We start from the raw sequence: 18,693 nt of genomic DNA, 5'->3' as shown, positions 1-18,693 counted from the left end.
GAGACCCCATGACCGTGTGGATCCACCACCGCCCGGACGCCGAGGTGGACGCCGAAATCGCCACCGCCGCAGGCGCTCTGGCGGGTCTGCGTCTCGCCGTCAAGGACAATGTGGATGTCGCCGGCCTGCCGACGACCGCCGCCTGTCCCGACTTCGCGTATACGCCGGATCGGGACGCACCGGCGGTCGCCGCGCTGCGCGCGGCCGGTGCGGTGGTGGTCGGGAAGACCAATCTCGACCAGTTCGCCACCGGATTGGTCGGCACCCGCTCGCCCTACGGCGTCGTGGAGAACGCGCTGCGACCCGGATATGTCTCGGGCGGTTCGAGTTCCGGGTCGGCGGTCGCGGTCGCGACCGGGCAGGCGGATATCGCCATCGGCACCGACACGGCCGGGTCCGGGCGCGTTCCGGCCGCGTTCCACGGCCTGGCCGGTATCAAGCCCACCGTCGGCGTGATCTCCACCGAGGGCGTCGTCCCCGCCTGCCGCTCCTATGACTGCGTGACGATCTTCGCCGCCGATCTGCGCCTGGCCGATCGGGCCATGGGCGTCATGGCGGCGGGTGCGCCGGGCCGGGCGTGGCCCGCCGACGTCCGGCTGGCCGCGCCGCCGCAGCCGGTGATCGCGGTTTTCAGCGCGCTGCCGGAGCTGGATCCGCAGTGGCACAGCGCCTTCGATCGGACGGTCGCGGCACTGCGCGATCGGGGCGCGACCATCGTGGACGTCGATCCGGAGCCTTTCCTGGCCGCCGCCAGACTGCTGTACGACGGCGCGCTGGTCGCCGAACGCTACGCGGCGGTGGGCGAATTCATCGACGCACACCCCGAATCGGCCGATCCCACGGTCGGATCCATCATCCGTGCCGCCCGCGAGCTACCCGCGCATCGGCTGGTCACCGATCTGGCCGCGCTCGAACGTCTGCGCGCCACCGCCATGGCGAGCCTCGCGGGAGTGGACGCGCTGCTGACCCCGACCGCGCCGGCCCACCCGACCATTGCCGAGGTCGCCGCCGATCCCGTTGCCGTGAATGCCCGGCTCGGCACCTACACCAACTTCTGCAATCTCTTCGACCTGTGTGCGGTCGCAATCCCCACGGATGAGCCATATTTCGGCGTGACCGTGCTGGCCCGCGCCTTCGAGGACGCCGTGGCGCTCGATATCGCCGCTCTGATCACCGGCGCCCCGCTCGACCCCGGCGAGCCGGGCTGGCCCGCGACGGCCGCGGCCGCGCACGATCTGATCGTCTTCGGCGCGCACCTGCGCGGCCAGCCCCTCGAACACCAGCTGACCGGCCTGGGCGCGCGCTGGTGCGGCCCGGTCGAGACCGCTCCGCACTACCGCCTGGGCGCGCTGGACACGGTGCCGCCCAAACCGGCCGTAACCCGGGTCCCCGCAATGGAATCCGGTGTCGCGGTGGCCGGGGAACGCTGGCTGCTCTCACCCGCCGCCCTCGGCCGCTTCCTCGCGGCCCTGCCCGCGCCCATGCAGCTGGGCGCGGTCGAACTCGCCGACGGCACCTGGCACACCGGGTTCGGCTGCACGGGCGCGGCCGCCGAATCCGCCAAGGACATCAGCGAATACGGTGGCTGGCGCGCGGCGCTGGCGGCCGGGGCGGTGAGCTGACGGTCCGTCAGTTCTGCCAGAGCGCCAGGACGCGGTCCGCGTCCGCCTTGCCCTGCGCCCGGCCGGCTTCCAGGGACGGGACGCGGGTGGCGGTGTCGAGCGGGTTGAGGCCGAAGGCCGCGGTGGCCGCCTCGTCCGGGGCGATCACCTCGACCCGGGCGCCGGCCGCGACCAGGCCCGCCACCTGGGCCTCGAGTTCCGCGTCCGGCATGGGCGCGATCACCAGCACCCGGGCGCAGCCGGTGGCGAGATCGGCGTTCACCGACGTCCGGACGCCGCCATCGGTGTAGCGCGCGCCGTCGACCGTGGCGCAGGGCCACACCATGGGCACCGCGGAGCTGGCGGTCACCGCGTCGACCAGTGCGACACCGGAATTCTTGTCGAAGACCCGCAGCTCGCCCGTCTCGGCGTTCACCGCGGTGATCCGGACATCCCGATCGGACCATTCGTGCACGGGCAGCCGGGTCTCGATGACGGCCCGCCGCTCCGGCTCCGGAACCGACTCCGCGCGCAGCGCGAGCGCGCCGATGCGCTGCCGGCGCTCGACCGAATCCACCTGCAGTTCCTCGATAATGGCGGCCAGCGTCTCCCAGAGCCCGGCGAACTTCTCCATCGAGGGCACGATCTCGCGGCTCTGCACCGCCGGATCCACCTGCCGCCGAACCAGTTCCGCGAGGTCGAGCCCGCTGCCCACCTGGGCGGCCACATTGGACCCGGCGGAGGTGCCGAGCAGCAGATCCGCGCCGGTCACGTCGGCGCCCGCATCCGCCAGCCCGGCGAGAATGCCCGTCGCCCAGGAGATCCCGGCCACCCCGCCGCCGCCGATCACCAGCGCACGTTCCGTCGTCATACCCGCACTCACTTTCCTACCCGCTGAGAAAGACACCCTGCGGTACGCAAACTACCGGCTAGGCCGCCGGAGCGGCGGCTATGGCTCGATTTCCACCTCTCATTCCGAGACGTGCGTCGCGTCGGGATTGGTGGCGTCGCGAATGATGCGCAGGCTCGCGGTGAGCTGGTCGAGTTGCTCAGGGCTGAGCAGGCCGGTGAACCAGCGGTCCACGCCGTCGAGGTAGACGGGCAGTACGCGCGCCACGCGGGTGGCCCCGGCGGCGGTGAGCACCGCGTAGGAGCTGCGCCGGTCGGCGGGATCGGCCTCGCGGCGGACGAAGCCATTGCGCTCCAGGCGGTCCACCAGCCGGGTGACACCGGAGGTGGACAGGCTGGTCTGGATGGCGAGATCCGTCATGCGCAGCTTGCGGCCGGGTGAACGGCTCAGGCGCAGCAGGGCATTCAGGTCGAGTCCTGACAGGCCATTGCGCTTCCAGGTCTCTTCGAGCCGGGCGATGAGCCCATCGTGAGCCTCGTAGAGCAGGCCGATCGCGGTCAGCCGGGGGTCGTCGAAGAGATTGGGATCCACGGTGACCAGCCTAGACCAGACGTTTTCAGTGCGGATAGTTGACATGCGGAATATTTTCGATATCTTGTTGCTGACGCAATATTCCGCACTGCAACTACATGGAGGTTCCGATGACGACCGAGCGCTGGGTGGCGGGATTCCGTGCGCCACTGGTGAATCCGGCCGAGGAGATCAAGCTCGCCGAGCCGCGGGCCTTCGCCGGCGAGACCGTGCGACAGGTGGCGCGGGTGGCCGGCGGCGGGTCACGGCTGCGCGTGCGACTGACCAATCGCTACGGCACGGACGAACTGGTGATCGGCGCGGCGCGGATCGCCGTGCGCAAGACGGGTGCCGAGATCGTGCCCGAGACCGATACCGCGGTGCGGTTCGCGGGGTCCGGGTCCATCCGGATCCCGGCCGGGGCCGATATCGTCAGCGACCCGGTGGACCTGGCCGTCGAGGCGGGAACCGAACTCGCGCTGAGCGTGTACCTGCCCGAGCCGGCGCTGCCCGCGTTCGCGCAGTTCCCGGTCGAGAGCAGCTGGATCAGTGCCGGCGATCGGACGGGCGACGCTGCTCCGTCCGATGCCGAGGAGACCGCGGCGCGGTTCCTCCTCACCGGAATCGACGTCGCTGTCGACTCCGAGGTTCCGGTGCTGGTGGCCTTCGGCGACTCGTGGTTCGAAGGCTTCGGCTCGACCCACGGCGCGAACCGGCGGTCGGTGGATGTGCTGAACCAGCGGCTGACCACCGGATGGGCGGTCAATCAGGGCATCGGCGGCAACCGGCTGCTCACCGACGAGATCGGCGAGCACGGGCTGGCCCGGTTCGAGCGGGACGTGCCGTCGGTGCCGGGGATCGCGGCCGTGTGGGCCAACTTCGGCATCAATGACCTGATCCTGGCCGGCACCGCGACCGCCGAGGCCCTCATCGCCGGCTTCACCGCGCTGGCCGAGCGGGCGCACGCGGCCGGACTGCCGATCTACGCCAATACCATCGGACCGTTCGGCGGGGCCATCTACCCGGGTCTGGCGGTGGCCGAGGGCATTCCGGTGCGGCGCGCGGTGAACGAGTGGCTGCGCACCACCACGGTGTTCGACGCCGTCTTCGATGTGGCCGCGGCCGTGGAGAATCCGGCGGATCCGGACTTCATCCGGCCCGAGTTCGACAGCGGCGATGGCATGCATCTCAATGACGACGGGGCCCGGGCCATGGCGGAGGCGGTGGATCTCACCGCGCTGCCGCCGGCCTTCCGGTAAGAGGCCGGGGCGGCGGGTCAGGGCAGGTCCGGTTGGGGCGCGGGCGGGGTCGAATGGTCTTCAGGAGAGACGAAGGCGCTGTTCAGCGCGGTTTGACCTCGGCGAGCAGCTCGGGTCCGCGGGCCTCCAACCGGGTGGTCGCCCAGCGGATTCCGAGTGCGGCGCCCACCGCGCCGAGCAGTACGCCGATCGGCAGTGCCGCCCACTGGAGTAGCGAGTTGTGGAGTGCCACACCGGTTCCCAGTATCGCGAGCACCGGGGCCGCCATCAGGAACTGCACCAGGCCCACCGCGAGCTGCATGAGGATCTTCAGGCAGCCGGGATTGCCCGAACCCGCGAACGGGTTGCCGCGTTGCGGCGGCAGGGCGAAGGCGGCATGGGTGGACAGGAACACCACGGCCCCCACGCCGACGCCGACCAGCACCGGCAGCGTCGACAGCGCCCAGACGTACAGGTACGGCCGGCCGAGCGCGCCGGGCAGGATGAGGGTGGCGAGCACCGACGGCGGGGTGACCAGGAGCAGCCAGGCATAGGCGCGGCCCCGCACATCCGCGCGTGGCGCGCCGGGCGTCACCAGCGTTTGCCAGATCGCGGTGCCATCGAATCCGTACAGGTTGGTGCTGGACATGGTGGCCAGCCACACCACGAAAGCGCCCGAGAACGGGATGGTTCCGCTACCGCCGGTGCGGAGCGACAGGAAGATCGGCAGCACGAAACCGATGATCAGCAGCGGCAGCAGGGCGGCGCGGCGACGGCCGTCGCGCCACCACGTGCGCAGTTCCTTGGCGACCACGGCGCCGACCGCGGTGGCGGGGATGAAACGGTCGAGCAGACCGCCGCCGGTGTCGACCACCTGGCCGGCGGGTGCGGCCGGGGTGGTGAGGCGGCGTTCCAGCAGGACCGCCCAGGACTGCCACAGGATCAGCGACAGCAGCGCCAGGCCCAGCAGGGGCAGCAGGGCGAGCAGGTAGTCGCCGCGGGCCGCGGCCTCGACGGCGTAGGGCGCCCAGCCCGACGGGACCGCGCGCAGCGTCACCGACAGACCGCTGTGGTCGCCCTCCAGTTTCGGGCCGACGGCCGAAACCAGCAGGTTCAGTGGGTAATACGCCAGGCCGATGAGGGCGGCGAAGAGCACACCCAGGTCCTTGCCGCGCCGGGACCGCATGGCCGCGCCGAGCCAGGCCACCACGACCCGCGACAGCAGGACCACGAATACCAGTTGCAGGACCGCGCCGAGCGCCGCGATCGCGGTGGCGCCCAGGCCGATCGGCGCGGCGAGCAGGACCAGGCCGCCGAAGGCGATCAGGTTGACGATGGGCGCCGGCCCGACGAAGGCCGCCGCGCCGAGCCCAGCGGCCAGTTGCCGAGTCGTCAAGGGCAGCAGGCGGAATTGCTCGGGTTGCAAGGTCTCGTCGCTACTGCCGGTGAGCACCGGGCCGCAGATCCAGCCGAGGGTCCAGGCCGCGAAGATCGCCGCCGCCACCGTCACTCCCCCGTGCACGGGCTCGCGCGCGCCGGCGATGATGAGCGCGGTGGCCACCGCGGCGATCAGGCCGAAGATGCTGCCGGTCCAGAAGTTCAGTGCCGCACGGCCTTCCCGCATCTGCCGCGCGGTGATGCGCAATCGCATGCGGATCAGGACGCCAACCACGACAGCCCCTCCTCGCCGCCCACGCGTCCGCCCACCAGCCGCACGAAGGCCTCCTCCAGGCTGCCCTCGCCGCGCACCTCGGTGAGCGTCCCGCCCGCCACCACCCGTCCCCGGTGGATCACGGCGACCCGGTCGCAGATGGATTCCACCAGTGCCATCACATGACTCGACAGCACCACCGATCCGCCCGCGGCCACGAACCGCTGCAGGATCGTTCGAATCGTTCCCGCCGACACCGGGTCCACCGCCTCGAACGGCTCGTCCAGCACCAGCAGTTTCGGTGCGTGCAGCAGCGCGGTGGCCAGGCCGATCTTCTTCCGCATACCGGCCGAATAGTCGACCACCACAGTGTTTTCCGCGCCGTCCAGCTCGAGCACGTGCAGCAGCTCGTCCGCCCGTCCGACCACGGTCGCCTTGTCCATCCCGCGCAGCAACCCGGTGAAGTTCAACAACTCTCGTCCGGTGAGCCGCTCCGGCAATGCCAACCCATCCGGCAACACCCCCACCACGGTCTTCGCCCGCACCGGATCCGCCCACACCTCGTGCCCGAAGATCCGGGCCGCCCCACGATCCGGGCGCAACAACCCCACCGCCATCGACAAGGTCGTCGTCTTCCCCGCCCCGTTCGGCCCCACCAGCCCGAAGAACGACCCGGGCGGCACCGCCAGGCTCACCCCCTCGACCACCCAGGGCCCGCCGAACTTCTTGTAGAGCCCGTCCAACTCGAGCGCCAGTTGCCCGTTGGTAATCATGTCCCCTCCTTGAAGCGCTCCGGCGGCACCTTGCCCACGATACGTACGAGCCCGCTGTTCAAAGAGTCATCGCCGCAGAACTCGACTACGCAACGAAGCGCGCGAATATATACTCGACAACGCCGTCGATATAAGGAGCTGACATGACAAAGCGACTGATCGAGATCGATGACGAGCTACTCGACTCAGCCCAGCGTGAGCTGGGCACGACCGGTGTGTCGGATACCGTGCGCGCGGCCCTGCGGGACGCGGTTGCGAAGGGCGCCCGGCTCCGCGAGATCGAATGGCTCGTCGGCGGCGGCATGGAGTCGATGGCCGACCCGGACAAGAGAGGCGAAGTGTGGCGCTGACCGCGCGGTTTCTCATCGACACAAGCGCCGCGGCCCGGATGAGGCATCCCGCCGTAGCACGCGAGCTCGAGCCACTGATCGAGCACGGCCTGGCAGCCACCTGCGCCACACTGGACGCCGAGGCTCTGTTCAGCGCCAGGACCCCCACCGAGTACGAACAGATCAAGTCCCGTCGACGTATCGCCTACGAGTACCTCCCGACCGACGACGAACATTGGCAGTGCGCGTTCACCATCCAGCGAGAATTGGCCCGCACCGGCCGCCATCGCGCGGTCGGCATGCCGGACCTCTTGACCGCCGTCCTTGCAAGCCAGCACCGACTCGTCCTGATCCACTACGACGCGGACTTCGAGACGATCGCCTCCGTCATCGACCTCGACCACCGCTGGGTCGTTCCCCGGGGCGGCCTCGAAAACCCTTGACACCTCGCGAGGCCCGGCGCAGAGTGCGTCGAGCCTCGCGACCAGGGTTCAGCGGGTGAGGGTGGTGAAGAATTCGCGGATGTCGCCGGTGAGCAGGTCGGGGACTTCCAGGGCGGGGAAGTGGCCGCCGGAGTAGAACTCCGACCAGTGCACGATGTTGTGGGCCTTCTCCGCGAAGCGGCGGATGGCGAAGTCCGCGGTGGTGAACACCGCGACGCCGGTCGGGACCGTGCCCCTCGGCTTCGGGGCGAACATCGTGTAGTCGTGGAAGCGTTCGTAGTAGTAGTTGGCGACGCTGCGGGCGGTGTCGGTGAGCCAGTAGATCGCGACGGTGGTCAGGATCTTGTCCCGATCGATCGCGTCCTCGGGCAGCTCGTGGCCGGCGTCGGTCCACTCCTTGTACTTCTCGACGATCCAACCCAGCTGTCCCGCAGGCGAATCCGCCAGCAGCTGCGCGATCGTGTTCGGTCGCGACCCGGCCAGGTTCATGTAGGCGGAGCCGTCGTCCTGGAACTGCTTCATCGCCGCCAATCGCTGCTGTTCCGCCTCGGTGAGCGCGGCCATGTCGGCCGGGTCGCCCGTCGGGAAGGTGACCAGCGCATTGACGTGCACCCCGATCACCCGGTCGCTGAAATCGCGGGCCACACGCGGCGCCACGAATGCGCCGTGGTCTCCGCCGTGTACCCCGAACCGCTCATACCCGAGCCGGGTCATGAGCTCGGCCAGCGCGGCAGCGACTTTCCCGTCGTCCCAACCGGTTTCGGTCAGCGGCCCGGAGAAGCCGTGCCCCGGCAGGGTCGGGATGACCAGGTGGAAGGCCGGGGCGTCGGCCTCGCCGTGGGCGGCCGGATCGGTCAGCGGGCCGATCATGTCCAGGAAGTCGGCAGGCGTGCCGGGCCAGCCGTGGATGAGCAGCAGCGGTGTCGCGTCGTCCCGTTCGGAGCGAATGTGCAGGAAGTGCAGGTGCTGCCCGTCGATGGTGGTGGAGAACTGCGGGTGGGCGTTCAACGCGGCTTCGATGGCCCGCCAGTCGAACTTCTCGGCCCAGTAGGTGGCAAGTTCACGCAGGTACGAGGTGGGAACGCCGCGTTCCCAGCCCGCGCCCGGCACCTCGTCGATCCACCGGGTGCGAGTCAGGCGCTGGTTCAGGTCGTCGAGTTCGGCCTGCGGGATGTCGATGCGGAAGGGGCGAATGCCGTTGTCGCTCATGACATCGAGCTTTCCGATAAAGAGGGGCCCTCCACATCACGACAATTCGTTATTCCCCGCACCGCACCGCCCGGAGGTCAGCCGTGCAAGGTGGTGAGAACCATGTTCACCACCGCGTTCCTTCAGTACACCTCCACAACGCCCAGCCCATCCACCACCAACGATCCAACCCGCTGTTGAACAAGATCAGGGAGCCCCCGCGCGGGAGATCGCCGGACAAAATCCCGCACCCAGAGCTCCCTGATCTTGAATCAATCGAGTTCCTCGAAGGCTTGGCCGCTGACTATCGCGGCCAGCTGGATGAGAGGGCTTGGTACACAAACCATCCGGCAACAGGACAGGACACGGGTTACTCGGGACGGCGAGGATCTCGATCGCAGCCCGTGGTGTTCACGGTGGTGTCGAGTTCGTGGGGAGATGCCTCCAGTTGATCTGCGAGTTGTCGGGGGTGGGCGAGCGGGATCATGTGGCCGCCGTCGATCTCGTGGGGAACGACGCCGAGGCGTTCGGCGACGATACGGCGCATGAAGGCAGCGGGCAGGAAGCGGTCATGGCGGCAGAGCAGGAAGGTCGTCGGTGTCGCCGGCCATGTGGGCAGGGGCCAGGGTTCGGTGAACGGCGTGGCGGATTGCCGACGGCTGTGTTCCCTGGCCTGGGCTGCCAACTCGGGCGGGACATCATGGAAGAACAGAGCATCCTCGTCGTCGGGGTGTCGGCCGTCGCATTCGTCCTGCCGGCGGCGGGCGTGCTCGTAACCGGTATTGGCCCACCACTCACCGGGGGCTTCTCCGGGCCGCGGGATCATCGCGGACAACAGCACCAGTCGCCGGACCGGGACGCGCCGGCAGACCAGCGGTGCGGTGAACCCGCCGAAGGAGTGGGCAACCAGCACGGTGTCGGTGTGATCGCTGATGGCAGCGGCCACGGTGTCGGCATACTCGGGCAGCCCGGCCGCGTCGTCGTCGCAGGGCAGGTCGGGAGTGGCCACGCGGTGGCCGCGGGACCGTAGCTCGCTCGCGAGCCGGTGCCAGTACCAGGAATCGGACCCGGCCCCGGGGATGAACACGTACTCGGTCACGCCTGCCCCCGCTGCGCGAACTCGGCCGCTGTGGAGCCGCCGGGGAACCGGGCCTGGAAGTCCAGCACCCCCACCCAGGTCGGCCGCACCGCGATCCGGGCCATCCGTACCCCGGGGACGTCGACGGCCGCGACCTGGGCCGCGGCCTGCTCGGCACCTCCGTAGCGGCGTAGGGCCAGCCCGTACTCCGGCACGATCCCGTCGATCACGGTGACCTCGGCACGACCGCGCAGCAGCAGCGCCCGCGGTGGGGTTCCGGCGGCGTCGATCGTGATCGCCACGTCGGGTCTGGTTCGCAGTGCCTCGATCTTGCGGGCGGGGACGAATGTGGACAGGACCACTTCCTGGCCGGTCCAGTGGAACAGCATCGGAAACACGCGTGGGGTGCCGTCGGCGGCCGCATACGCCACGCGCGCCAGCTCGGTCGAGGTCAGCAGGTCCTGTGCGATGTCGCTGTCCAGCAGGCGGATATCGCCTTGCGGCAGCGCCGCCAGTTCCTCGCGCGTCAACATGTGCACAATCAGCTCCTCGGGCTCATCGACCGCGCCGGTCGCGGTCGTGCCCCTGTGAGACCGGCAGTGCGCGAAAAAGGAATCGGAGCCGAATCAGGGCAGGGCCGCGGGCAGACCGAACGCGGCGAACACCTCGGGCCCGAACGCGGTGATCTCGACGATCTGACCGTCCTCGACACGCACCACGTTGAGCACCTGTGCCCGGTAGACCTGCTCATCCGGTCGGCAGAGGTAGCCGGCCATGGCCGGCTGCCGGTTCGCCCGAACCGGCACGCCCCGCCACCGCCCCTGATGCAAGGCCGAGCCCGGCCCCAGCGCGTTCCCGGCGAACGCGGCGACCTCCGAACGGCCGACGAAGGAGTACGGCAACGGCGGCATGGACAGCCGCACATCCGCGCTCAACAGCTGCGCGAACGCCGCGATATCGGCGCGCTCGTGGGCGGTCATGAAACGCCGCAGCAACTCCCGCTCTTGCGCAGTCGGGACCAGAGCCTGCCCGGAGCCGCGTTGCGGCAGATGCGCCCTCAGCACAGGTCGTGCCCGCTGCAACGCGCTCTTCACCGCGGCCACGCTCATGCCCAGCAACTCACCGGTCTCCGCCGCTGACCACCCGAGCACGTCTCGCAGGATCAACACCGCGCGCTGCCGAGCCGGCAAGTGCTGGATCGCCACCAGGAATGCCAGCTCGATGGTCTCCCGCGCGACCACCACGGCCTCCGGCTCCGCCTCCGGGTCGGCCGGCGGCTCCAGCAACCGATCCGGAAACGGCTGTAACCATCCCACCTCCGCCGGTCCGCCGGCCTCACCCGCCGCCGGCTGCCGTGGGTGCCGGTCGAGGAAGTCCAGGCACGCGTTCGTCGCGATCCGATACAGCCACGCCCGAAACGTGGAGCGGCCCTGGAAACTTCCTCGATAGCGCCACGCCCGCAGCAACGTCTCCTGCACCAGGTCCTCGGCCTCGTCGAACGAGCCCAGCATCCGATAGCAGTGCACCCGCAACTCCCAGCGGTAACGCTCAGCCAACCCCGCGAACGCCGCCTCGCCCCCAGCATCCGCCGCCGCGACGCTCTCACTCTCCACAACCCGACCGTACCCACAGGCCGTTTGCCGCCGGTGACGAACGGGACGTTCGTCACCGGCGGGGCGGGGGTCAGTCGATGAGGCGGATGCCTTCGCCTGCTTCGTCTCTCGGGTCGCCCGGGGTTGTGAACCAGTGGGTGACTTCGCCGTCTTCCAGGTCGGCGGGGGTGTGGCCGGTGGGGAGGACGGAGAGGGCGCCCGCGGTGGCGGAGGCCAGGAATTCGTCGATCGCGGGCTGGTCGGTGGAGGCGGTGGTGTACGTCGTGGACTCGTAGTCGACGTCGTTGTCGGCGCGCAGGGTGGCTGCGCGGTCGAGGGCCTCGGACTGGGTGAGGGTGGCCCAGGTGTCGCCGTCGCGGTAGACGAAGGCGGGGTCGGATTCGGACAGGGGGCGGACGCGGTCGGTGTAGGAGACCGGGTGCGCGGGGCGGGTGGCCAGGTCGGACTGGACCTTCGGGTCCGACGGGACCAGCCAGCGGATCGAGCTGGCGGCCGGTTCCTGGGCGATGCCGAAACCGGCTCCGGCGGCGAGGATGTCGCCGAACGAGAGGCCGTCGGCGAAGAGCACCGCGGCACCCGCCTTGTGGATGGCCCAGACCGCGACCACCGCGTCCACCGTGTGCGGGAGAGCCACGGCGACGACGTCGCCGGGGCCCGCACCCCGCTCGATGAGCAGGCGGGCCAGCTGGGAGCTGCGGCGGTCCAGGACGGCGTACGCGATCTCCTGGCCGTCGGACAGCAGGGCGGGCGCCTGCGGATCCTCTTCGACGACCTCGGCGAGCACATTGGCCACGGTCGCGGTGCCGACGCGCGCCGCGTCCGCCGCGGAATCGGCGGGCGTGACGGCGCTTTCGGCGAGGATGCGGGCGCGCTCGGTGGCATCGAGGATGTCGATGTCACCGACCAGGCCATCGGCGTCTCCGACCAGTGCGTCCAGGATCCGGTTGAAGCGCGCGGCGAGGATGGCGACCTCGTCGGCGGTGAACCGGCTGCCCAGGTAGCGCATGGAGATGTCGATGGTCTCGCCCGCCATGATGACCAGGCTCATCGGGTAGTGGGTGTTGTCGTTGATGCCCACACCGCTGACGGACATGCCGTCGATGGAGCTGGCCGCGGCGATGGCGTCCTTGTCCACCGGGTAGGACTCGAACGCCATGATGGTGTCGAATTCCGCTCCGGCACCGGCCAATTGCTGGATTTCGGTGAGCCCGATGTGGTGGTGCTCGAGCAGGTCGGCCTGATCGTGCTGGACCCGCTGGAGCAGCCCGCCGATGGTCAGACGGTCATCGACGCGGATGCGCACCGGCACCGTGTTGATGAACAGACCCACCATGGATTCGACGCCCGGCAGGTCGCCGGGGCGGCCGGAGACGGTCGCGCCGAACACCACGTCGCTGCGCCCGGTGAGGCGGCCGATCAGCACCGCCCAGGAGGTCTGGATCAGCGTGTTCAGCGTGACGTTGAGTTCACCGGCGCGCTTGGTGAGCGCGCGGGTCCGATCGGCGTCGATATCCAGTGTGTAGCGGCCGATTTCGTAGTTCTCGTCCCGGGTCGCGGCGGGCGCGAGCTGGGTGGGCTCGCTGACGCCGGCCAGGGCGCGCTTCCACGCCTCGATCGACTCGTCCCGGTTCCGTCCGGCCAGCCAGGCCAGGTAGTTCCGGAACGACGGCACCCGCGGCAGCACCGACATGTCGCCGCGCACCGCGTACAGCACCAGTAGGTCCTGCATGAGCAGCGGCATGGACCAGCCGTCCACCAGGATGTGGTGGGTGGTGATGACCAGGTGCACCAGGTCGTCGCTGATCCGGAACACGGTGAACCGCATGAGCGGCGGCGCGGACAGATCGAAGTGATCGGCGCGATCGGCCTCGATCATCTCCCGCATGCGCGGATTGCGTTCGGCCTCGGGCAGATCCGTGAGATCGATGACGGTGAACGGCGCCTCGACATGGTCCAGCACCACCTGGTGGGCCTGGCCGTCGGCGTCGGTGACGAACGCGGTCCGCAGGCTCGGGTACCGGTCCAGGATGGCCTGCGCGGCCACCTTCAGCCGATCCGCGTCCACCACACCGCTCAGGTCGAGCACGGTCTGAATGGTGTAGACGTCCACCGTGTTCTGGGTGAGCAGCGCGTGGAACAGCAGACCCGACTGCAGCGGCGAGAGCGGCCACACATCGGACAGCGCCGGGTACGTCCGCTCCCACACCTCGATATCGGACTGGTCCACCCGCACCAGCGGCAGGTCGGACGGCGTGAAGCCGCCCGCCTCCGGCCGCTTGGCGTGCGCGGCCAGCGCGGTCAGCGCCGCCACGAACAGGTCGGCGAACTCCTGCACCCGTTCGCGCTCGAGCAGCCCACTCGGGTAGGAGAAGGCCGCGCCCAGCTCCGGGCCGTCCGCGCCGTCGGTGACGATGGCGTTGATGTCGAGGGTGGCGTTGGCGGGCATGTCGGCGTCCATGTCGCCGTCGAGGCGGCCCAGGTCGTCGACCGGCACCCAGCCCAGTTCGGCCATGCCCTCGGGCACCTCGCCCGCGGACATCCGGCCCAGGTAGTTGAAGCTGATCTGGCCGACATCGCGCAGCTGCGTGGCGGTTTCGGGGTTGAGGTAGCGCAGCAGACCCCAGCCCAGACCCTTGTCGGGCAGCGCCAGCAGCTGTTCCTTGACCGATTTCACGATGTCGCCCAGGGCGTTTCCGCCCTCGAAGGCATCGGCGAGATCCGCGTCGTTCAGGTCCAGTCGCACCGGGAAGGCGGCGGTGAACCAGCCGACCGTGCGCGAAAGATCCGCGCCCGGAACGATCTCCTCTTCACGGCCGTGGCCCTCGAGCTTGATCAACGCCGAACCGCCGGTGGCCTCCCCGCGCCAGCGCGCGACCGCCAGGGCCAGCGCCGACAGCAGACCGTCGTTGACGCCACCCCGGTACAGGCCCGGGACGGCGGTCAGCACGGCCTCGGTGACCGATGCCGGCACCGTGACCTCGATCCGCTCGACGGTGGCGAAGGTGTCGACCTTCGGGTCGAACGCCCGCGACCCGAGCAGCGGATCCGGAGTCTCGGTAACCCGCTGCCAGAACGGCAGTTCCGCGACCCGCGCCTCGCTGCGCGACTCCTCGACCAGGGCGTGCGCCCAGCGCCGCATGGAGGTGCCGGTCTCGGGCAGCGCCAGCGGCTGCTCGAACGCCACCTGGGACCAGGCCAGGCCCAGGTCCGGAATCAGGATGCGCCAGGAGACGCCGTCGACCACCATGTGGTGCGCGACGATGAGCAGCACGTCCCGGCGAACGCGTGCCTCGTCGGAACCCTCGGGGGCGAAGGCGAACCAGACGAACTGCACCATGGCGGCATTCGCCGGATCCAGACGGCCCAGCGCCGCATCGAATTCGATGCTGCCGACCCGGGTCAGCTCCTCGTCGGAGATGTCCGCGGCCAGCTCGACCCGGCGCACCAGCGCGTCGACGTCGACGGCCCCGCGCGGCAGCGCCTCGAATTCGAAGCCCTCCGTGGCGTTTCCGAGGAGTCGCGACCGCAGCACATCGTGGTGGTCGAACAGCGCGCCGATGGCCCCGACCAGCACCGTCCGCGTGATGCCGTCCGGCAGTCGCAGCGGCATGGTCTGCGAGAACCGTTCGTAGGACGACCCACTCGACAGGATCGCGTGCATGATCGGCGTCAGCGGAATGTCGCCGACCCCGCCGCCCGGCAGTTCCGCCAGCTTCTCCTGTGCGGTATCCCCGCCCAGCGTGGCGACCTCGGCCAGTCCGGCGACGGTCCGCTTCTCGAACACGTCGCGCGGCGAGAACACGATGCCGCGCGCCTTGGCCCGCGAGACCAGCTGGATGGACAGGATCGAGTCGCCGCCGAGCGCGAAGAACGAGTCGTCCGCACCCACCTGCTCGACGCCGAGCACGTCGGCGAAGACCTCGGCGATGGTCGCTTCCAGTTCGGTGACCGGCGCGCGGAAGTCCCGCGCGGTGAACACCGGCTCGGGCAGCGCCCGGCGATCCAGCTTGCCGACCGGGGTCAGCGGGATGGCGTCCAGGATCGTGATCGCCGTCGGCACCATGTATTCCGGCAGGCGGCCCGCGACATGCTCGGTCAGCGCCGGGATGTCGATGGTCCGGCCCGCCACCGGCAGCACGTAGGCCGCCAGGATGGTGGCCCCGGCGTCGGTCTTGTGACCGACCGTGACCGCGAAGTCGACCGTCTCGTGCGAGGCCAGCGCGGCGTCGATCTCACCGAGCTCGATGCGGAAGCCGCGCACCTTCACCTGGAAGTCGTTGCGGCCCACGTACTCCACCTCGCCGGTGGGTGTCCAGCGGACCACGTCACCGGAGCGGTACATGCGCTCGCCGGCCACGAACGGGTTGGCGACGAACCGCTCGGCCGACAGGCCCGGGCGGTCGTGGTAGCCGCGCGAGAGCTGGATACCCGACAGGTACAGCTCACCCGCGACGCCCACCGGCACCGGACGCAGGCGCGCGTCCAGGATCAGGGCCTGCATGCCGCGGATCGGACCGCCGATGGTGACCAGATCGCCCGGCACCAGCGCATCGCTGATGTTGGTCATGATCGTGGTCTCGGTGGGGCCGTAGCCGTTGTGGAACGCACGAATCGTGCGGTTCTCCAACGGAATCGCCCACTTCTCGACCAGATCGGCCGGCACGGCCTCACCACCGGCGACCAGCACCCGCAGCGAGTCCAGCCCCTTCGGGTCGAGGGTGGCGAGCGCGGCCGGGGTGATGAAGGCGTGCGTGGCCCGCTCGCGCTTGATCAGCTCGGCCAGTTCCTCGCCGCCGTAGACGCCCGGCGGGACCACCACGAGGGTGCCGCCCGCGCCGATGGCGAGCAGGTACTCCAGCACCGACGCGTCGAACGACGGCGACGCGAAATGCAGTGCCCGCGAGCCGGAGTCGAGGTGGTAGCGCACGATCTGCTCGGTCGCGAAGTTGGCCAGACCGGAGTGCGTCACCACGACGCCCTTCGGCATGCCCGTGGTACCCGAGGTGTAGATCACGTAGGCCACGTGGTCCGGCCGGACCGGCGCCCACCGCTCCGCGTCGGTGACGGGTTCGGCGAAGTGCGAGGCGATCTCGGCCTGCACCATGGGATCGTCGAGCGAGATCCAGCCCGCCAGGCTCTTGACCGGCGGCAGCCCCTCGAGCTCGGCGTCGACCGTGAGGCCGAGCACCGCGCCGGAGTCGTTGACCATGTGCGCGATGCGGTCCGCCGGGTAGGACGGATCGACCGGCACGAAGGCCGCACCCGACTTGGCGACGGCCCAGATGGCCAGCACCGATTCGAAGGAGCGCCGGATGGCCACGGCGACACGGGTTTCCGGTCCGGCGCCGCGCTCGATGAGCACGCGCGCCAGGCGCGAGGAGGCCGCGTCGAGTTCGGCGTAGCCCAGGGCCTGGCCCTGGAACACGACCGCCTCGCCGACCGGGTTGTTGGCGACGGCCTCGGCCAGCAGCTCGGGCAGCACGCGCGGCTCGATGGCCGGACCGCCCGTGCGGGAGATCAGGTCGGCGCGCTCGTCGGCGGCCAGGATCTCCAGGTCGCCGACCGCGGTGCGCGGCGCGGCGATGATCTCGCCGAGCAGGCGGAGGAACCGCTGCGCGAAGCCCTCCACCGTCTCCTGGTCGAACAGGTCACGGGCGTAACCGAATTCGGCGTACATGCCCGCGTCCGCGTCGGCCGGAGCCTCGGTCAGGGTGAGCATGAGGTCGAACTTGGCGATCTCGTTCTCGAAGTCGACCGCCGCGGCCCGCAGCGCGGGCAGCTCGAAGGAGCTGTCGGGCAGGTTCTCGAACGACAGCGCCACCTGGAACAGCGGGTGCCGCGCGGTGGACCGCTCCGGGTTGAGCAGCTCGACGAGCCGCTCGAACGGAATGTCCGCGTGCGCGAACGCCTGCAGGTCACTGTCCTTGGCCTTGGCCAGCAGCTCGGTGAAGCCGGCCTGTCCGCTCACCTCGGTGCGCAGCACCAGGGTGTTGACGAACATGCCGATCAGGTTGTCCAGCTCGGCCTCGCCGCGGCCCGCGATGGGCGCGCCGATGGCGATGTCGGAGGTGCCGGACAGGCGCGCCAGGAACACCGCGAGGGCGGTGTGCACGACCATGAACATGGTCGCGTTGTTGGTGCGCGCGATCTGCTGGAGTCCGCGGTGCAGGTCCTTGCCGATCGGGAACAGCACCCGGCCGCCGCGGAAGGACTGCGCGGTGGGGCGCGGGCGATCCGAGGGCAGGTTCAGCTCGTCGGGCAGATCCGCCAGTGCGGTGCGCCAGAATTCGGCCTGCGCGGCGATCAGGCTGGTCGCGTCGTCCTCGGAGCCGAGCACCTCGCGCTGCCAGATCGAGAAGTCCGCGTACTGCACGGGCAGCGGCGCCCAGCCCGGCGCGACACCGGCGGCGCGGGCGGCGTAGGCCACCATGACGTCGCGGGTGAGCGGGCCCATGGACCAGCCGTCGGCGGCGATGTGGTGGGTGACGAAGACGAGCACGTGCTCGACGGCGGTGCCGTCGATGGACTCCGTTTCGGCACCGTCGACGCGGAACAGCTTGGCGTGCAACGGCACTTCCGCGGTCACGTCGAAGCCGGTGGTGACCAGCGCGGCGATCCGCTCGGTCACCGACTCGGCCGAAACGACGACCGGCGTCAGATCCGGAACCGCCTGCGCCACTGGCACGATCACCTGCGCGGCCGCGCCGTCCACCTGCGGGTAGACGGTGCGCAGCGTCTCGTGGCGGCCGATCACGTCGGCGACGGCCTGCTGCAGCGCCTGCACATCCAGCGCACCGGTCAGGCGCACCGCCACGGGGACGTTGTAGGCGGCCGACGCGGTGTCGAACTGGTTGAGGAACCACATGCGCTGCTGTGCCAGCGACAGCGGCACATTGTCGGGCCGCGGTGCGGCCGTGAGCGCCTTGCGGTCTCCCGCGCCGGCGTGCTGCTCGACCTTGGCGGCCAGCCCGGCGACGGTCGACGCCTCGAACACCGCGCGCACCGGCACCCGCGCGTCCAGGGCCGCGCCGATCCGCGCGGCGACCTGGGTGGCGAGCAGCGAGTTGCCGCCGAGGGCGAAGAAGTCGTCGTCCGCGCCCACGCGCTCGGCGCCGAGGACCTCCGCGATGACGCCCGCCACGATCTCCTCGATCGGGGTGGACGGCGCCCGGAAGGCGGTGGTCTCGAACTCGGGCTCCGGCAGCGCCTTCCGGTCCAGCTTGCCGTTCACATTGAGCGGCAGGGCGTCCAGCACCACGAAGGCCGACGGCACCATGTACGACGGCAGCGCCGCCGACAGCGCCGACTTCACCAGCGGCACATCGACACCCGAGCCCGACGGCACCAGGTAGGCCACCA

Annotated in this window: 13 protein-coding genes (1 of these 13 only partly in view); 4 read left to right on the top strand and 9 right to left on the bottom strand. The window is 70.2% G+C overall.

From position 1 onward, the window contains the following. The first annotated feature begins 8 nt into the window (after window positions 1–8). A complete protein-coding gene (gene atzF, locus ACFXKA_RS06820) occupies window positions 9–1,622 on the top strand; it encodes an allophanate hydrolase (protein WP_379426424.1) in 1,614 nt (537 codons plus the stop codon). A gap of 7 nt (window positions 1,623–1,629) precedes the next feature. On the opposite strand, the gene ACFXKA_RS06815 is transcribed toward atzF, so the two are convergent. Both ACFXKA_RS06815 and ACFXKA_RS06810 read right to left on the bottom strand, forming a co-directional pair. Continuing rightward, a complete protein-coding gene (locus ACFXKA_RS06815; protein ID WP_379426423.1) occupies window positions 1,630–2,472 on the bottom strand; it encodes a patatin-like phospholipase family protein in 843 nt (280 codons plus the stop codon). A gap of 99 nt (window positions 2,473–2,571) precedes the next feature. Next, window positions 2,572–3,042, bottom strand: a complete 471-nt coding sequence (locus tag ACFXKA_RS06810) for a MarR family transcriptional regulator (RefSeq protein WP_354836385.1) — start codon at window positions 3,040–3,042, stop codon at window positions 2,572–2,574. 110 nt (window positions 3,043–3,152) lie between these two features. Here ACFXKA_RS06810 and ACFXKA_RS06805 point away from each other — a divergent pair, with 110 nt between their 5' ends. After that, on the top strand, window positions 3,153–4,280 hold the full coding sequence (locus ACFXKA_RS06805; protein ID WP_379426422.1) for a GDSL-type esterase/lipase family protein: 1,128 nt from the start codon (window positions 3,153–3,155) through the stop codon (window positions 4,278–4,280). 82 nt (window positions 4,281–4,362) lie between these two features. Here ACFXKA_RS06805 and ACFXKA_RS06800 read toward each other — a convergent pair whose 3' ends face one another. Both ACFXKA_RS06800 and ACFXKA_RS06795 read right to left on the bottom strand, forming a co-directional pair. Further along, window positions 4,363–5,931, bottom strand: a complete 1,569-nt coding sequence (locus tag ACFXKA_RS06800) for a hypothetical protein (protein WP_379426421.1) — start codon at window positions 5,929–5,931, stop codon at window positions 4,363–4,365. Further along, window positions 5,916–6,683: an ABC transporter ATP-binding protein gene (locus ACFXKA_RS06795; RefSeq protein WP_379426420.1), complete on the bottom strand. Its 768-nt coding sequence runs from the start codon at window positions 6,681–6,683 to the stop codon at window positions 5,916–5,918. Before ACFXKA_RS06795 ends, ACFXKA_RS06800 begins: the two co-directional genes overlap by 16 nt. Before the next feature lie 143 nt (window positions 6,684–6,826). Between ACFXKA_RS06795 and ACFXKA_RS06790 the strand changes: the two genes are divergently transcribed. Both ACFXKA_RS06790 and ACFXKA_RS06785 read left to right on the top strand, forming a co-directional pair. After that, window positions 6,827–7,033 carry a type II toxin-antitoxin system VapB family antitoxin gene (locus ACFXKA_RS06790; RefSeq protein WP_354836393.1) on the top strand — a complete coding sequence of 69 codons (207 nt, stop codon included), beginning with the start codon at window positions 6,827–6,829 and terminating at the stop codon, window positions 7,031–7,033. Further along, window positions 7,024–7,455 (top strand): PIN domain nuclease, encoded by a 432-nt coding sequence (locus tag ACFXKA_RS06785; RefSeq protein WP_379426419.1) that lies wholly within the window; start codon window positions 7,024–7,026, stop codon window positions 7,453–7,455. The genes ACFXKA_RS06790 and ACFXKA_RS06785 overlap by 10 nt, the downstream gene beginning before the upstream one ends. 48 nt (window positions 7,456–7,503) lie before the next feature. Here the strand turns inward: ACFXKA_RS06785 and ACFXKA_RS06780 are convergent, their stop codons facing one another. The 5 genes from ACFXKA_RS06780 to ACFXKA_RS06760 form a co-directional block, all read right to left on the bottom strand. Then, complete coding sequence (locus tag ACFXKA_RS06780; RefSeq protein ID WP_379426418.1) at window positions 7,504–8,664, bottom strand: epoxide hydrolase family protein; 1,161 nt, start codon at window positions 8,662–8,664, stop codon at window positions 7,504–7,506. 349 nt (window positions 8,665–9,013) lie between these two features. Next, window positions 9,014–9,742 (bottom strand): alpha/beta fold hydrolase, encoded by a 729-nt coding sequence (locus tag ACFXKA_RS06775; protein WP_379426417.1) that lies wholly within the window; start codon window positions 9,740–9,742, stop codon window positions 9,014–9,016. Then, window positions 9,739–10,254 carry a pyridoxamine 5'-phosphate oxidase family protein gene (locus ACFXKA_RS06770; protein ID WP_379426616.1) on the bottom strand — a complete coding sequence of 172 codons (516 nt, stop codon included), beginning with the start codon at window positions 10,252–10,254 and terminating at the stop codon, window positions 9,739–9,741. The genes ACFXKA_RS06775 and ACFXKA_RS06770 overlap by 4 nt, the downstream gene beginning before the upstream one ends. A gap of 93 nt (window positions 10,255–10,347) precedes the next feature. Next, entirely contained in the window at window positions 10,348–11,334 is a 987-nt protein-coding gene (locus tag ACFXKA_RS06765) for an RNA polymerase subunit sigma-70 (RefSeq protein ID WP_379426416.1), read from the bottom strand. Window positions 11,335–11,404: 70 nt separating this feature from the next. Then, window positions 11,405–18,693 carry the 3' end of a non-ribosomal peptide synthase/polyketide synthase gene (locus ACFXKA_RS06760; RefSeq protein ID WP_379426415.1) on the bottom strand. Its footprint extends 36,991 nt past the window's final position, so only the last 7,289 of its 44,280 coding nucleotides appear in the window; the start codon falls outside the window, past its right edge — the gene reads right to left on this strand; its stop codon occupies window positions 11,405–11,407.

Source organism: Nocardia sp. NPDC059228 (assembly GCF_042754245.1).
Classification (GTDB): domain Bacteria; phylum Actinomycetota; class Actinomycetes; order Mycobacteriales; family Mycobacteriaceae; genus Nocardia.
Note: the sequence above shows the minus strand (reverse complement) of the source record. Positions and strands in the feature narration are given on the sequence as shown.

Excerpts from the sequence above, each read along its gene's own strand:
- atzF (WP_379426424.1), top strand. The coding sequence starts at position 9 with ATGACCGTGTGGATCCACCACCGCCCGGACGCCGAGGTGGACGCCGAA.
- ACFXKA_RS06815 (WP_379426423.1), bottom strand. The coding sequence starts at position 2,472 with ATGACGACGGAACGTGCGCTGGTGATCGGCGGCGGCGGGGTGGCCGGG.
- ACFXKA_RS06805 (WP_379426422.1), top strand. The coding sequence starts at position 3,153 with ATGACGACCGAGCGCTGGGTGGCGGGATTCCGTGCGCCACTGGTGAAT.
- ACFXKA_RS06795 (WP_379426420.1), bottom strand. The coding sequence starts at position 6,683 with ATGATTACCAACGGGCAACTGGCGCTCGAGTTGGACGGGCTCTACAAG.
- ACFXKA_RS06790 (WP_354836393.1), top strand. The coding sequence starts at position 6,827 with ATGACAAAGCGACTGATCGAGATCGATGACGAGCTACTCGACTCAGCC.
- ACFXKA_RS06780 (WP_379426418.1), bottom strand. The coding sequence starts at position 8,664 with ATGAGCGACAACGGCATTCGCCCCTTCCGCATCGACATCCCGCAGGCC.
- ACFXKA_RS06770 (WP_379426616.1), bottom strand. The coding sequence starts at position 10,254 with ATGTTGACGCGCGAGGAACTGGCGGCGCTGCCGCAAGGCGATATCCGC.